This window comes from Sphingopyxis sp. H053 (assembly GCF_001468225.1).
In the GTDB taxonomy this organism is placed as follows: Bacteria; Pseudomonadota; Alphaproteobacteria; order Sphingomonadales; family Sphingomonadaceae; genus Sphingopyxis.
The window spans coordinates 326,632-341,826 of record NZ_LNRU01000002.1 but is presented as its reverse complement, the minus strand read 5'-3'; the positions used below and the strand labels follow the sequence as shown (position 1 = coordinate 341,826).

Sequence of the window (15,195 nt, the reverse complement as noted above, 5' to 3'; positions counted from 1 at the left end):
CATGAACCTCCAGGGGAAAACCGCGCTCGTCACCGGCGGCGGACGCGACATCGGCCGATCGGTCTCGATCGCGCTCGCGCGCGCCGGCGTGCGCGTCGCGATCAACTACAACAGCGGCCGCGAAGCCGCCGAAGAAACGCTGAAGACGATCAAGGACGCGGGCGGCGACGCCTTCCTGATCCAGGCCGACGTCACCGACAGCAATGCCGTGAAGGCGATGCTCGACGAGGTCGGCATCGCGTTCAGCGGCCGGCTCGACATCCTCGTCAACCTTGCGGGCGGGATGATCGCGCGCAAGACGCTGAGCGAGATGGACGAGGCTTTCTTCGACCAGGTCATGACGCTCAACCTGAAATCGGTCTTCCTCGTCCTGCAGGCGGCGCAGCCCTTCCTCGGCGAAGGTTCGGCGGTCGTGAACGTGTCGTCGCTCGCTGGCCGCGACGGTGGCGGCCCGGGCGCGTCGGTATATGCGACCGCAAAGGGCGCGCTGATGACCTACACGCGCTCGATGGCCAAGGAGCTCGGCCCGCAGGGCATCCGCGTCAACGCCGTCTGCCCCGGCCTGATCGGCACGAGCTTCCACGACATTTTCTCGAAGCCCGAAGGCCGCGCCGCGACCGCGGGCAATACGCCGCTGCGCCGCGAAGGCCATCCCGACGAGGTCGCCGACACGATCGTCTATCTCGCGTCGCCGGCGGCGAGCTTCCTCGCGGGCGTCTGCCTCGACATCAACGGCGGGCTGGGCTTCTCCTGATGCGCCGGCTCGTAGCGACGGCCATCGTTGCCCTGCTTGCGAGCGGGGCGCAGGCCCAGACCCGCGAACGGACCGACGCGCCGCCGCTCGAGCCGTACAAGATCATCCTGGTCGGCGATTCGACGATGGCGCCGCACAGCGGATGGGGCGGGGCGTTCTGCGCGCGCCACGTCAAATCGTCGGTCGCGTGTGTCAACGCCGGCCGCGGTGGGCGCAGCACGCGCAGCTATCGGCAGGAAGGCGGCTGGGACATCGCGCTCGCCGAGGCGAAGGTGCCCGGCTATCGCGGCACCTGGGTGTTGATCCAGTTCGCGCACAACGACCAGTCGTCGAAGTCCGAACGCTGGACCGACGAGACGACCGAGTTCCCCGCCAACCTCCGCCGCTTCGTCGAAGAGGTGAGGACGGCGGGGGCGACTCCGGTGCTCGTAACCCCGCTGACGCGCCGCGAGTTCAAGGACGGCAAGCTCAGGAACACGCTCGCGAGCTGGTCCGATGAGGTGCGCGGCGTTGCCAAGGCGATGGACGTGCCGCTCGTCGATCTGAATGTGCTGAGCGCCGCGCAGGCGCAGGAAATGGGCGCCGAGATGGCGACCAAGCTCGCGCAAGAGCCGCCGACGGCCGAGGAACTTGCAGCGGCGAAGGCGGGCACGACGCTGACCGCGCGCCCTGCACCGCCCGAACCGGCGCCGATTACCGGTGACGGCGCGCGCGGACAGGTGACTCGTAAGTTCGACTACACGCACCTCGGCGACATCGGCGCCGAGGTCACCGCCAAGCTGGTTACGCAGGCGCTCGCGCGCGCCGTGCCCGAGCTGCGGAGCCAGCTCGTTCGCTGACAAAGATGTGTATGGCAATTTGGACTAACCAATTTGCCATACACAGTGGTTGACAAGATGGCCGACATGCTCGACAGCGTCGGGCAGAACAGAATCGATATTTGGGAGAGACGACGTGAATTCTCGTAATCAGATCCGTGCGCGGATGCTGCGCGCCGCGTTGCTGGCCGGCGCCGGCTCGACGCTGCTGATGGCCGCGACACCAACGATGGCGCAGGACGCGCCCGCACCGCAGGCCGAGCCCGAAGAAGACGCAATCGTCGTCACCGGTATCCGCGAGACGATCCAGAATTCGATCAACACCAAACGCGAAGAGACAGCGATCGTTGACGCGCTGTCGTCAGACGATATCGGCGATATCCCCGCCATTTCAGTGGGGCAGGCGATCCAGACGATTACCGGTGCAACCACGCACCGCGAAAAGGGCGACGCGTCCGAAATCGCGCTGCGCGGCCTTGGCCCCTTTCTGTCGAACGCGACCTTCAACGGCCGCGACGCATCGAACGGCAGCGGCGACCGCTCGGTGAACTTCAACCAGTTCCCCTCCGAGCTCGTCAACAATATCAAGATCTATAAGACGCAGCAGGCAAGCCTTGTCGAAGGCGGGGTCGCGGGCACGATCGAGATCGGTACGCTGCGCCCGCTCGATTTCGGCAAGCGCCGCCTGCAGGGCGAGGTAAAGGCGCAGTTCAACCCCTATGGCGACCGCATCACGGGCGGATCGGGCGGGATCGGCTGGCGCGGGACGCTGAGCTATGTCGACCAGTTCGCGAACGACACGATCGGCATCGCGATCGGCGTCCAGCGCAACGATACGAACAACCCCGAGGAAACCTACGCCGCGTCGACCACCTGGACCGCGTGCCAGGCCTCGCCGGTCGTCGCGAACAACAATTGCAACGAATATGAGCGCGGCGAATATCGGCAGAACCTGCCCTTCTACCTCGTTCCCAACGCCTATACCTTCCGCCAGATCAGCGAGAGCGACAAGCGCGACGCGGTGTTCGGCGCGATCCAGTTCCGCCCGACCGACACCCTCGACATCAATCTCGACGTCCAATATTCGGACCGGACCTTCGTCGAGAGCCGCCGCGACCTCAACCTGTCCGAAGGTCGCGTCGGCCTGACCAACGTCGTCTATGACGAAAATGGTATCATCCAGAGCCTGAACGGCTTGTCCGCCATCGAATCGAACGGCTCCGAACTGTCGCGGTCGGAGGAATATCTGGGCGGCGGCCTGTCGGTCGACTGGGAAGCGAGCGACCGGCTGACGATCAAGCTCGACGGCAGCTATTCGCGCACGATCCGCAAGGAAGTCGAACGCAACGTCCGCCTGCGCACAGCGGCGACCGACGTCAATGGCGTGCGCACCGTGTTCAACAACCGGCGCATCCCCTATAAATATGAGATTGCGCCGGGCAGCTTCGTCCCGACGATCACGATCGACCCGCGCTTCGACCTCAACAATCACGACCTCTTCTGGGAGGACGCCCGCTTCCGCCGCGACGAGGCCAAGCGCCACAACGAGATTTTCGCCGGCCGTTTCGACGCGACCTATGAACTCGACGGCTTCCTGAAGACGATCTCGGCCGGCGGCCGCTGGTCACAGCTTACCTATCGCGACTACGACCTGCGCAACGAAGATCCCAGCCTGGTCACTCCGACCGCGACCGACAAACGGATCAACAATATCTGCCGCCAGGCCTTCCCGCAGACCGACTTCCTCTCGGCGGCGAAGGGCAACAGCATCAACAGCTGGGCGACCTTCGACGTCGACTGCCTGTTCCGCGAATATCTGGGCACCGAGGACCCCGGCTTGCCCGACGAGATGCGGTCGGTCGCGAGCCGCGACGTCAAGGAAAGCACGCTCGCGGGCTATGTGATGGCCGATTATGAAGGCGACCTTGGCAGCATGCCGGTACGCGGCAACATCGGCGTGCGCGTCGTCAACACCCGGGTCACCTCGAAGGGGCTGCGCAGCGACCTCATCCTCGTCCCCGATCCCAGCGGGGATGGTTCCTTCGGGCTCGACGAGACCGGCAACTTCGTGACCGAGACGATCAAGAGCAGCAACACGCGCGTCCTGCCGAGCGTCAACGCGATCTTCGAGGTCGCGCCGGACACGCTCGTTCGTCTCGCGGGCTATCGCGCCATGTCGCGTCCCAACCCGAGCGCGCTCGGCGCCGGCCGCACGATCACGCTCGAGGGCGGTGAGGAGTTCACGTCGATCGAGGATGCGATCGATAATATCCGCGCTAACGGCAGCCCGCGCCTGAAACCGCTGATGTCGTGGAACGGCGATTTGTCGGTCGAATGGTATCCGAACAAGGACAGCCTCCTCTCGGCAACCGTCTACTACAAGCAGTTCAATGGCGGCTTCCAGCCGGTCGTGTTCAACGAGGATTTCACGATCAACGGCGAGACGGTGTCGATCCCGGTGGCGCAGACCCGCAACAGCCCAGACAAGTCGCGCATCTATGGCCTCGAACTGACCGCGGCGACGCGCTTCAGCTTCCTGCCCAAGCCGCTCGACGGCCTCGGCGCGAAGGTCAGCTATAATTATGCCGATTCCAATTTCGAAACGCATGATATTCGCCTTGGTGACCAATATGATCCGGAAACCGAAGACGTCAGCGAAGGGATCATCCCGCCGGCCGGCCTGTCGGGCTATTCGAAGCATGTGCTGTCCGCGCAGGCCTATTACGACATCGGCCCGGTATCGCTGCAGGCGATCTACAATTACCGCTCGAGCTATTTCCAGGACTTCGTGGGTGGCAACAGCCAGCTCCGCTACGTCGGGCCGAGCGAGACGGTCGACTTCCGCGCGTCGATGAACCTGATGCCCGGCGTGTCGCTGCGCTTCGAGGCGCTCAACCTCTTCAACGAGCCGAAGGCGACCTACATGCCGGTCTATGGCAGCAGCCGCCAGTATCACTATTATGGCGCGAAATATTTCGTCGGCATCCGGGCGCGAATTTGAAACTAAGTTCGGTCATGGGCTTCAAACTTGTCCTACCGGATTGTATGGACTTCCTGACGCTTGTGCGGGGAGAAGATTGACCATGGCCGAACGCCGCCTTTTCGAAGATGTCGCCGACACGATTCGGCGCCTGATTCTCGACGGAACCTTTCCGCCGGGGACGCGGCTGCCCGGCGAGCGCGAGCTTTCCGAGCGCTTCGAGGTGAGCAGGGTGACGATCCGCGAGGCCGAGATCGCGCTGCAGGCGACGGGGTGGATTCACATTCGCACCGGTGCGGGCGCTTATGTCGAGGCGATCCTGCCCGGCGACAACGCGATCCTGCCCAAGGTCAGCGCCTTCGAGCTGACCGAGGCGCGCTCGCTGTTCGAGGCTGAAGCCGCGGCGCTTGCGGCGCCGACGATATCGGCCGAAACGCTAGCGAAACTCGACGAATTGCTCGACGCGATGGCCGACGACAGCAAGAGCGAAGAAGAGATCAGCGCGATCGACCGTGAGTTTCACATGACGATCGCCGCGGCGTCGAGCAATAAGGCAATCATCCATGTGATCGAGAGCCTGTGGCGCATGCGGATGGAATTGCCCGAGGTGCGCAGCAGCCATTCCCTGGTGTGCCGCAAGGATGGCAGCGCGCGCCAGGCCGAGCATGCCGATGTCGTCGCGGCGCTGCGCAATCGCGATGCGACCGGCGCCCGGCTCGCGATGCGGCGTCACTTCAACCGCCTGATCGAATCGATGCTCGACGAGACCGAGGAACGCGCGATCGTCGAGCTGCGCCGCCAATCCGCCGAAAGCCGCGAACGCTACCTGCTGAGCGCAAAACTGGCCTGATGCCGGACCATTCGCCTTCACCGGCCGCGCCGGATCCGGTTGCGGCGCTGCTCGGCGCACGCCTGTCGGGACGGGCGCTGCCCGCCTTTCCTGCGCCGGTGCCGGCCACGCTCGCCGAAGCCTATGCGGTGCAACAGCGCCTGATCGCCGCGCTGGGCGCGCCGGTGCTCGGCTGGAAGGTCGGGCGCATTCCGGTGGCATTGATCGAGACCTTGGGCGCCGAGCGTGTCGCCGGGCCAGTGCTGCGGATCGCCGAACTCGACGGGGACGTTCCGGGCGCGGCGGCGATTTTCGCCGGCGGCGCCGGTGCGATCGAGGCCGAGGTGATGCTGCACCTTCGCGCGGCGCCCGACCGGCTGACCGGCGGCGACGATGGTGCCACATGGGTCGATGAGATCCGCGCCGGGTTCGAAGTCGCAAGCTCGCCCGCACCCGACGTCCACGACCATGCCCCCTATGGCATCATCGCCGATATCGGAATCAACAATGGCCTGTTGCTGGGGCCGAGGCTCGACATCGACGATTTCGCGACGCTGGCGGTCGAGACGCAAATCGACGGCGTGACGGTCGGAACCGGGCGCGCGATCGACGTGCTCGACGGTCCGTGGGGATCGCTCAATTTCCTGGTCGACCTCCATCGGCGCGGCGTCATCGCATTGAAGCCCGGCCAATGGGTTTCGGCCGGTGCGATCACCGGGGTTCATCCGATCGGCATTGGCGGGGCGGCGACGGCCCGTTTCGGCTCGACCGTCCATATTGCCTGTACCGCCATTGCGGAAACCGGATTCAAGCCATGATCGCCCCCCAAGGACCCATCGCCTGCTTCGGCGAAATCGTCATGCGCGTCTCCGTTCCGCACGGCGAATTGCCGCTGCAGTCGGCGCGGTTCGACGCGCATGTCGGCGGCGCCGAGGCGAACGTCGCCGTCGCGCTCGCCGCGCTTGGCCATGACACCGCGATGATCAGCGCCGTCCCCGAAGGTTCGATCGGCGACGGCGTACTTGGGGAACTGCGCCGCCACGGCGTCGATGTTGCGCCCGTGCTCCGCCCCGCTGGTCGCATGGGCCTCTATTATTACCTCCCCGGCGGTCCGATGCGGCCGGCAGAGGTCGTCTATGACCGCGCCGGCTCGGCTTTTGCCGAGACCAGAGCGGGTGACTGGAACTGGGATCATTCGTTCGACGGCGTCGGCTGGCTGCACGTGTCGGGGGTTACGCCCGCGCTCGGGCCGAACAGCGCCGAAGCCGTGCTCGAAGCCGTTACGCGTGCGCGCGCGGCCGGGATCGGCGTGTCGTTCGACGGCAATTGGCGCGGACGCCTTTGGGAGCGCTGGCAGTCCGATCCCGCGGCGGTATTGAAGTCGATCGTTGCGCAGGCGACGCTGCTGTTCGGCAATCATCGCGACGCGGCATTGCTCCTCGGCCGCGAATTTTCGGGTGAAGCCGAAGACCGGCGACGCGAGGCGGCGCTTGCACTGCTCGATCATTTTCCGTCGCTCGAATATGTTGCATCGACTGCGCGCGAGATCGTCGGCCCGGATATGCACCGGATCACGGCGCGTATCGACACACGCGACGAAGGGGGCGCAAGCGATCCCACCGTCGTCGCGCCGGTAATCGACCGGGTCGGAACCGGCGATGCGTTCGCGGCCGGCGTTCTCGACGGATTGTGGCAGGGGAGGGCGCTGGCCGATGCAGCGAAGCGCGGCCTCGGGCTGTCCGTGCTCAAACATGGCATCCACGGCGATTTTGCGCCATTTTCGCGCGCAATGCTCGATCGCGTTTCCGATGTAGCGCAGGACATTGCGCGCTAGAGCCCGCCGGGTGAAATCCGGCTGAATGGCCAATGTCCATTTATCGCTCGGCAAACGGCGGCAGTCCGCTTTCGTCATCGCCATCAAAGTTTCGAGATAAAGGGAGCAACAACCCCCGCTAAGTTTATGGTTTCAGCCAATATGCTGAAAATAAGCCATAAACTGTTTATGATGGTGCGGCCGCGTGGGGCCTCCAAGCGGCTGGACTGCCAGACCGGGAATGCCAGTTGCTGGCGAGCGCTACCCTCAGCCATCAGTAATAGGATGAATTTTGTCACCGGCAGCTTCAGGGCTGGACAGGCTTCGCCAATTCTATGATACGATATTATATATCATGATTCGGGTTGTCGGGCAGACCATGTGTCCGGTGCTCAAGGCAGTTCCTAGAGGGGGTTTAATGTTTCGGACTATTCTTGCCGGCGGTGCCGCGGTTGCGGCTCCGACGGCGGCCGTTGCGCAGGTTGAGGCAGTCGACGAGATCGTCGTTCTCGGAACGCGCGAGCAGGGGTATCGGGCCACGGTCGCACCGCAGACCAACAAGTCGGACACACCGATCAAGGAAACACCCTATTCTGTGCAGGTCGTGACGCGCGAACTCATTCGCGACCGCGGCATTACGACGATCGGCGAGGCGCTGCGCTATGTGCCGGGCTTCAGCCCGCAGGTCGGCTTCGGCGCGACCAACGACCGTTTCTATATTCGCGGCTTCATCACCCCCTATAATCTGAAGAACGGCCTTCGCCGTTCGGCCTATGCGCCCGACGAGCAGTTGCAGAATGTCGAGCAGGTCGAGGTGCTGAAGGGATCCGCCTCGGCGCTTTATGGCCGCTTCGAACCCGGCGGTGTCGTCAACTTCGTGACGAAGAAGCCGCTCGATGAACCCTTCGCCGAGATGAGCGCGCTCTACGGCTCGTTCGATCAGTTGCGGTTGACAGGCGATGTCTCGGTGCCGCTTTCCGGAACTGTCGGCCTCCGCGTCAATGTTTCGCACGACGACCGCGAGGGCTTTCGCGATTTCACTTTTTCGCGCGACACCTTCATCGCACCCGTCGTCCGGTGGAAGCCGTCGGACGCCACGAGCGTGACGCTCGAAGGCGAATATGCCCGCAAGCGTGGCTATTTCGACCGCGGTTTCGCCAATGACCCGCTGTTCCTCGAAGCCCCGCGCGAGCGACAGTTCGGCGAGGCCGACGCGCGCTACACGAACAGGGGCGGGGTCGCGAGCCTGTTCGTCGATCATCGTTTCTCGGATGATCTCTCGGGGCGCGTTGCCTTCGGCTATTCGGACTTCACCAAGGACAGCTATTATTATGCTTTCGGCTTTCCGCCGGTCAGCCGCGCCGATCCTGCCGGTCCCAAGGTCAATCGCCGCACCAGCCAGGCATACGATCGCCAGACCGATCTGACCGCACAGGCCGAGCTCTATGCGCGCTTCACGACCGGCGCGGTCGAGCACAAGGCGCTTGTCGGTGTGGAATATGGCTATGATCACTGGCGGTTCGACGTCCGTAACCCGCCCTTCGGCGTGAATATCCCGATCGACTTCGACAATCCGGTCTATGGGCAGCGCGCCGACCCGACGGTCCTTGTCTCCGATGGCGCATGGAACAGCGACTCCACCGCCGTCTATGCGCAGGACGAGATGGAACTCGGCAACTGGCGCCTCCTCGTCGGCGGTCGCTATGACTGGAACGAGCTCCGGAATCGCGATTATCTGGCCAGCACAGGGGAAGAGGCAACGAAGCGCGGGGCCTTTTCGCCGCGTGCCGGTCTCACCTGGACCCCGGTGTCGGCGCTTTCGCTCTACGGAAGCTGGGCGCGCTCGTTCCGCGCGCAGGTCGACGTCGGCCGCCTTCGCGATGGTTCGCTGCCCAAGCCGCTCATCGGCGAAAGCTGGGAGATCGGCGCCAAGGCCGAGCTTTTCGGCGGCAGATTGACACCGACGCTCGCGCTTTTCGACATCACTCGGCGCAATGCCGCGGTATCGGACCCGGTCGACTTCGATCTCGTGATCCAGATCGGCAAGTCGCGTTCGCGCGGGATAGAGGTCGAGGTCCCGGCCGCGCTGACGCCGCAGTGGCGGCTCATCGCCAACTACACCTATCTCGATGCGAAAATCCTCGAGGACAGCTTTGCGGCGCCGGGCGCGCGCCTCGTCAATGCGCCGCGACACTCGGCAAGCCTCTGGACGACATATGATTTCGCCGGATTGCTCAAGGGCACGAGTGCCGGCTTCGGGGTCCAGCATATCGGAAGCCGCGCGGGCAATACCGACAATTCCATCCTGCTGCCGGCCTACACGCGCGTCGATGCCAATCTCGCTTACGCGTTCGACGCCGGCTTCGGGCCGCTCCGCGCGCAGCTCAATATACTCAACCTCTTCGACAAATTCTATTACGACAGCGGCGGCGCCTTCATCCCGCTCTACCCGGGCGCGCCGCGCACGGTCACGGCGAGCCTTTCTTACCGCTTCGGGGGAAGCCGGTGAGGCTGCTGCTCGCCTTCGGGTCGCTCGCCGCGTTCGCGGCCTGCGCGCCGATCCCGATGCGCGAGCCGCCCGCGCGCAGCACGGTCACGATAGGCGCGCGCCCCGCCGCCAACCTCACCGCGGGCTGCGTCGCCGACTATCGCGAGGACACCGACTATTTTCCCGACAAGGCGGCCTTCCGCCATTCGGCGCAGCTCAAGGTCGAATATCACCGGAACTGGAAGCGCGTGACTTTCACGCCTTCGGTCGACACGCGCGAGGTGCTGCGCCTCGTCCTTGTCCAGTGCGGCACGCCGCCGCCGAAACTTGGTCCGCGCGACACGCTCGTCGAAGTTCCCGTGCGCGACTTCGCGACCGCCAATGTGTCGCTGCTTGGTGCCGCACATCTCCTCGGTATCGACGATCGGCTAAAGGGCGTGCCGACGCGCAACGTCTCGATCCCGGCGATTGCCGGACAGATCGAGCGGGGCGAGACGATTCCCATCCATGCCGCGCAGCACGGCAATGGCGAGCAGGCGGCCGCGCTCGGCGCCGAACTCTTCTTCACTTTCTACTCCGCCTATCCCGACGCCAATATTCATCCGCTCCTGAAACGTCTCGGCGTCGTCTCGGCGCCGCAGTCGGACCATACCGAACCGACCCCGCTCGGGCGCGCCGAGTGGATCAAATATGTCGCGCTGTTCTTCAATCTGGAAGCGCGCGCCAACCAGCTCTTCGACGCGCGCGCGGCACGCTACGCCAAGCTGCGCGCGCTCGCGTCCAATGTCGACGCGCGGCCGCTCGTCCAACTCGGCTATCCCGAGAGCCGTGACGAGTGGAGCCAGGCCGGCGGACGCAACCAGCTCTACCGCATGATCGAGGATGCCGGCGGGCGCCACGCCTGGCATGACAATTCAATAGCGGGGAGCCTCACTTACGCACCGATGGAGACGCTTTTCGACCGGGCTGCGAGCGCGGACGTCTGGCTCGGCAATTTCATGCCGGGGGCGGCCGACATGGCGACGCTGCGCCGCGACCAGCCGCGGCTCGCATGGCTACGTGCGGTAAGAGATGGCCGGGTCTACTGGTTCGACGCCGGCAAGGTCGGGCCGTTCGCGAACAGCTGGTCGGACCAGGGCATGACCGAACCGCAGGATGCGCTCGCCGAGCTGATCGCCATTCTCCATCCCGAACTGCTCCAGCCGCCCGCGCGTCCGCGCTTCATCCGCAAGATCCCGGGAGGCCCGGCATGATCAAGCCCATATCCTTCACCTTCGTCATCGGTGGGGTCATCGCGGCGTTCTTCCTCGCCGAGCTGGCGCTCGGCGTCGTCGATATTCCCCTCAAGGCGATCGCAGCGAGCCTGACCGGCGGTACGATCGCGCAGGAGGGCTGGGGCCATATCGTCCGCGAATACCGGCTTCCGCGTGCGCTTGCCGCGCTGTTCGGCGGCGCCAGCCTCGGCGCGTGCGGCCTGATGCTTCAGACCTTGTTCCGCAACCCGCTCGCCGACCCTTTCGTGCTCGGCATTGCGCACGGCGCCCGCTTCGGGGTCGCGCTGCTCGTCGTCGCGACGGGACTGGCAGGACCCGCCTTCGCCGAAAGTTTCGGGCTCGTCGGCGACGTCGGGCTCGCAGTCGCGGCTTCGGGCGGGACGATTGTCGTCATGGGATTGCTGACGCTGCTCGCGCGGCGGGTCGACAATGTCACCCTGCTGTTGTCGGGCCTCATGCTGGGCTATATCGCGGCGGGGCTTATCAGTCTCTCGCTCCATCTCATCGACGAGACGCAGGCGTCGGCCTTCAAAGGATGGGACGATGCGAGCTTCGCAGGGGTGACCTGGGCGCAGCACATCATCCTGCTTCCAGCCTGCGCGCTCGGCCTGCTCCTTCTGATGGCACTCGCAAAACCGCTCAACATTCTGATGCTGGGCGACACCTATGCGCAGAGCCTCGGCGTGCCACTAAAGGCATTGCGCTACGCCTGCTTCGGCGTGGTCGCGCTTCTTGTCGGCACCGTCACTGCCTTCTGCGGCGCAATCAACTTTCTGGGACTGATCGCCGGTCATGCAGCGCGGGGCCTGCTCCAGACCGAGGATCACCGTATCCTGCTCCCGGCAGCGGCGCTAGCGGGAGGCGCGCTTGCGCTTGCGACCGACCTCATCACCCATCTCCCGTGGGCGCGCCACCTCCTTCACCTCAATGCGGTGAACGGGCTGATCGGCGGCCCGATCGTTCTCTGGGTGCTACTGCGCCGGCATGCCCGGTTCGGAGCCGCGGCATGAGTGGGATCCTTTCGACCGATGATCTTGCGATCGGTTATTCTGGCCGCCTCGTCGCCGAGCATCTCTCGCTCGCTCTTCATCCCGGTGACGTCGTTGCGCTCGTCGGTCCGAACGGGACGGGCAAGACGACACTGCTGCGTACGCTCGCGGGCCTCCTGCCGCCGCTAGCCGGATCGATCGCGCTCGAAGGCGAACCTCTCGCATCCCTGTCGGCGCGCGCGAAGGCACAAAGGCTGGGCGTGGTTCTCACCGAACGGCCGCAGACGGGTTATCTTACAGGATTCGAGCTCGCCGCCGCGGGGCGATATCCGCACACGGGCTGGCAAGGAAGGCTCGCGCCCGCAGATATTGCGATCGTCGACGAAGCACTGGCGCTCGTGGGCGCCGCGGCGTTTCGTGATCGCCCGGTGGCGAGCCTTTCCGACGGCGAAAGGCAACGCGTCATGGTCGCACGGGCGCTCGCCCAGCAGCCACGCCTGCTGCTCCTCGACGAGGTCACCTCCTTTCTCGACGTGCCGCGGCGCGTCGCCTTCTTCGCGCTGCTCGGCGAGCTCGCGGGGCAAAGGGGCTATGCGATCGTCATCTCGACGCACGAACTCGAGCTCGCCTTGCGCTGTGCGAACCGCCTGTGGCTCTACGACGGCACGAGGCTTCTCGATGGCGCGCCGGAGGACCTGATCCTCTCGGGCGATTTCGCCCGGATTTTTGCGGCCGACGGCGTTAGCTTCGACGAGGAGGCGGGCCATTTCGAACTGCGACGTCCGGCGAGTCGGCGCATAGCATTGGAGGGGAAGGGCGTTCGCGCCGCATGGACGCGCCGAGCGCTCGAGCGCGCGGGATTCGCGATCGACCCGGACGCTTCGATCCGCGTGTCGGTGGACGCTACGGGATGGAGGATCGGACCGGAGCGCGCCGACAGCATCGCCGCGATGCTTGGACGGCTTCATAGCTTGTAACGCCAGGCGGCGTCCTTGATGCTGGGGATGTCTGCATCCTGCGATGGCGGGCCGAGAGCCGCCTGTCCGCTATCGGCCATTGCAAACTAAAGGGCCGCTGTGCTCACGAATGCCGACTAGAAAGTCGTTTCACTTCAAGGCCATGGTTAGCAGAAGTGTGAGGCCGGCGGGCCATTATTCGCCGCAGCCTGTTACGAAGGGGGGTAAAAGGTGGTCCAGAACCTTTCAGGAATCACCTAAGTATTTGAACCTAAATAATAAATCAAAAATGATGGTGCGGTCGAGAAGACTCGAACTTCCACGGCCTTTCGGCCACAACGACCTCAACGTTGCGCGTCTACCAGTTCCGCCACGACCGCACATCATGATGGTCCGGACGGGTCCGGCACCAGGTAGGAGCGGGCGCCTAGCAAAGCTTTCCGGGTGATGCAAGCGAGCTTCGCCGCATTTATTTTCGCAGGTGCGAACAAGCGGCTCCTAGTGCCGCCGTTCTTGTCATCGAACCGACTCAAAAGAGTCACTCAACTGTCACGGCTCTGGCGTCAGACCGTCATCGAATCACCCTAGTGGCGGCGTCACCGGGGGCGAGTCAGCACATCTCTTCTCGTTCGCCGGTGATTTTTCATCAGGGGCGCCGTTCGACCAATCGGGGGGCGCGCACCGGGAACGGAGATTTTCATGGCGGCTTTCGCACGCATTCGTTTGGTCATGCTCAGCGGCGTGGCCTGTTCCATCCTTGCGGCGTGCGGTGCCGACGGCGTCGCGTCGCCGGGTGAAGGTGTGATCGTCATTCCGACCCCGACGCCCACGCCGACGCCGACCCCCACACCGACCCCGACCCCGGGGACCGTGACCCCCGCCGCGAACTGCCCGGCCATCGCCGGCCCCGACCAGCTTACGAACCTCGGCACGATTTCGGGTCCCGGCGGCGAATGGCGCAACTGCGGCTTCCCGACGCGCTTCACCGCGACGACCGCGATTCCGAAGGCTCCGGGCGTCATCTATTCGCTTCCCGGTCGCGTCGACGTCGGCACCGATCAGGGTGCGACGAGCACCAATAATGTCGTCACGCTGACGGTCGATCCGGGCGTCACCATCTTTGGTGCAACGGGCGTTTCCTTCCTTGCCGTCAACCGCGGCAACCGCATCGACGCGGTCGGCACGCCGACGCAGCCGATCATCTTCACCGGCCGCGGCAACGTCGTCGGCTCGGCCGGCGACCAGACCTCGCAGCTGTGGGGCGGTGTCGTCCTGCTCGGCCGCGCGCCGATCACCGACTGCCTTGCACCGGGCGCGACGCCGGGCACCGCGGCTTGCGAACGCGACACCGAAGGCACGTCGAACGCGCTCTATGGCGGCGCGCAGCCGGCCGATAACTCGGGCCGCCTGTCCTATGTCCAGATTCGCTATTCGGGCTTCATCCTGTCGGCGGCAAGCGAACTTCAGGGCCTGACCCCGTCGGGCACCGGCTCGGGCACCCAGATCGACCATGTCCAGATCCACAACAGCTCGGACGACGGCATCGAGGTCTTCGGTGGCCGCGTGAACATGAAGCATCTGGTAATCACCGGCGCCGAAGACGACGGTCTCGACACCGACGTCGGCTACAAGGGCAACATCCAGTATGTCATCGGCGTGCAGCGCGAAGGCGGCGCGGTCGGCGACTCGATGATGGAAATCGACTCGAACGGCAACGAGGATGCGGTTCCGCGCCAGAATGTCGCGATCTCGAACTTCACCTATATCCACCGCAACAATGCGGCGGGTAACGGCGTGTCGATCCTGGTGCGCGGCGGCGCGGACTATACCTTCGCCAACGGCCTGATCGTGGCGCCGGGCTTCCGCTGCCTCGGCCTCAACAGCGCGACGACGATCAACCCGGTCAACCCCGCGCTCGACGAAGCCGGCCCGCCGAAGTTCTTCTCGGTCTCGCTGCAGTGCAACGCCACCCCGTTCCGCGGCACGAGCGGCGTCACCGACGCGCAGGTGCAGACGATCTTCGAAGCCGGCACGAACAACCGTTCGAACTATGTGCCGTCGCTGACCAGCCTGTTCATCAACGGGGCCACCGAAACCGGCTTCACGCCGTTCGATGCGAAGACGCTGAACGCCTTCTTCGACACCACCGCCTATGTCGGCGCCGTCCGCGACGCCAACGATACCTGGTATCAGGGCTGGACCTGCAACTCGTCGACCGCGAACTTCGGCACGACGAGCCGCGCCTGCAGCGCCATTCCGACGACCTGATCGCTCGCGATCCAATTGGGGAGCGG

The 15,195-nt window shown here is 64.9% G+C and carries 11 protein-coding genes and 1 tRNA gene; 11 read left to right on the top strand and 1 reads right to left on the bottom strand.

Annotated elements, in window-relative coordinates; translation table 11 throughout:
• Position 1 precedes the first annotated feature (1 nt).
• The 10 genes from ATE70_RS04785 to ATE70_RS04740 all read left to right on the top strand — a co-directional run bounded on the left by ATE70_RS04785 (position 2) and on the right by ATE70_RS04740 (position 12,922).
• Positions 2–754: an SDR family NAD(P)-dependent oxidoreductase gene (locus ATE70_RS04785; RefSeq protein ID WP_058536790.1), complete on the top strand. Its 753-nt coding sequence runs from the start codon at positions 2–4 to the stop codon at positions 752–754.
• The gene (locus ATE70_RS04780) at positions 754–1,593 is read left to right on the top strand and encodes a rhamnogalacturonan acetylesterase (protein ID WP_156419717.1); all 840 of its coding nucleotides are present in this window, start codon (positions 754–756) and stop codon (positions 1,591–1,593) included. The genes ATE70_RS04785 and ATE70_RS04780 overlap by 1 nt, the downstream gene beginning before the upstream one ends.
• 115 nt (positions 1,594–1,708) lie before the next feature.
• Positions 1,709–4,573: a TonB-dependent receptor gene (locus tag ATE70_RS04775; protein WP_231732740.1), complete on the top strand. Its 2,865-nt coding sequence runs from the start codon at positions 1,709–1,711 to the stop codon at positions 4,571–4,573.
• Between the two features lie 82 nt (positions 4,574–4,655).
• On the top strand, positions 4,656–5,402 hold the full coding sequence (locus ATE70_RS04770; protein WP_058536788.1) for a FadR/GntR family transcriptional regulator: 747 nt from the start codon (positions 4,656–4,658) through the stop codon (positions 5,400–5,402).
• Complete coding sequence (locus ATE70_RS04765) at positions 5,402–6,199, top strand: hypothetical protein (RefSeq protein ID WP_058536787.1); 798 nt, start codon at positions 5,402–5,404, stop codon at positions 6,197–6,199. The genes ATE70_RS04770 and ATE70_RS04765 overlap by 1 nt, the downstream gene beginning before the upstream one ends.
• A complete protein-coding gene (locus ATE70_RS04760; RefSeq protein WP_058536786.1) occupies positions 6,196–7,215 on the top strand; it encodes a sugar kinase in 1,020 nt (339 codons plus the stop codon). Before ATE70_RS04765 ends, ATE70_RS04760 begins: the two co-directional genes overlap by 4 nt.
• Before the next feature lie 397 nt (positions 7,216–7,612).
• Positions 7,613–9,703: a TonB-dependent siderophore receptor gene (locus ATE70_RS04755; protein WP_197411387.1), complete on the top strand. Its 2,091-nt coding sequence runs from the start codon at positions 7,613–7,615 to the stop codon at positions 9,701–9,703.
• Positions 9,700–10,935, top strand: coding sequence for an ABC transporter substrate-binding protein (locus ATE70_RS04750; protein ID WP_058536785.1), 1,236 nt, complete (start codon positions 9,700–9,702; stop codon positions 10,933–10,935). Before ATE70_RS04755 ends, ATE70_RS04750 begins: the two co-directional genes overlap by 4 nt.
• On the top strand, positions 10,932–11,966 hold the full coding sequence (locus ATE70_RS04745; RefSeq protein WP_058536784.1) for a FecCD family ABC transporter permease: 1,035 nt from the start codon (positions 10,932–10,934) through the stop codon (positions 11,964–11,966). Before ATE70_RS04750 ends, ATE70_RS04745 begins: the two co-directional genes overlap by 4 nt.
• On the top strand, positions 11,963–12,922 hold the full coding sequence (locus ATE70_RS04740) for an ABC transporter ATP-binding protein (protein ID WP_058536783.1): 960 nt from the start codon (positions 11,963–11,965) through the stop codon (positions 12,920–12,922). Before ATE70_RS04745 ends, ATE70_RS04740 begins: the two co-directional genes overlap by 4 nt.
• 272 nt (positions 12,923–13,194) lie before the next feature.
• Here ATE70_RS04740 and ATE70_RS04735 read toward each other — a convergent pair.
• Positions 13,195–13,281, bottom strand: a tRNA-Leu gene (locus tag ATE70_RS04735).
• A gap of 319 nt (positions 13,282–13,600) precedes the next feature.
• Here ATE70_RS04735 and ATE70_RS04730 point away from each other — a divergent pair.
• Positions 13,601–15,169 carry a hypothetical protein gene (locus tag ATE70_RS04730; RefSeq protein WP_058536782.1) on the top strand — a complete coding sequence of 523 codons (1,569 nt, stop codon included), beginning with the start codon at positions 13,601–13,603 and terminating at the stop codon, positions 15,167–15,169.
• The last annotated feature ends 26 nt before the right edge of the window (positions 15,170–15,195 follow it).

Bases quoted from the DNA above. Each gene is read 5' to 3' on its own strand.
- ATE70_RS04785 (WP_058536790.1), top strand. From the start codon at position 2: ATGAACCTCCAGGGGAAAACCGCGCTCGTCACCGGCGGCGGACGCGAC.
- ATE70_RS04780 (WP_156419717.1), top strand. From the start codon at position 754: ATGCGCCGGCTCGTAGCGACGGCCATCGTTGCCCTGCTTGCGAGCGGG.
- ATE70_RS04770 (WP_058536788.1), top strand. From the start codon at position 4,656: ATGGCCGAACGCCGCCTTTTCGAAGATGTCGCCGACACGATTCGGCGC.
- ATE70_RS04765 (WP_058536787.1), top strand. From the start codon at position 5,402: ATGCCGGACCATTCGCCTTCACCGGCCGCGCCGGATCCGGTTGCGGCG.
- ATE70_RS04760 (WP_058536786.1), top strand. From the start codon at position 6,196: ATGATCGCCCCCCAAGGACCCATCGCCTGCTTCGGCGAAATCGTCATG.
- ATE70_RS04755 (WP_197411387.1), top strand. From the start codon at position 7,613: ATGTTTCGGACTATTCTTGCCGGCGGTGCCGCGGTTGCGGCTCCGACG.
- ATE70_RS04745 (WP_058536784.1), top strand. From the start codon at position 10,932: ATGATCAAGCCCATATCCTTCACCTTCGTCATCGGTGGGGTCATCGCG.
- ATE70_RS04740 (WP_058536783.1), top strand. From the start codon at position 11,963: ATGAGTGGGATCCTTTCGACCGATGATCTTGCGATCGGTTATTCTGGC.
- ATE70_RS04730 (WP_058536782.1), top strand. From the start codon at position 13,601: ATGGCGGCTTTCGCACGCATTCGTTTGGTCATGCTCAGCGGCGTGGCC.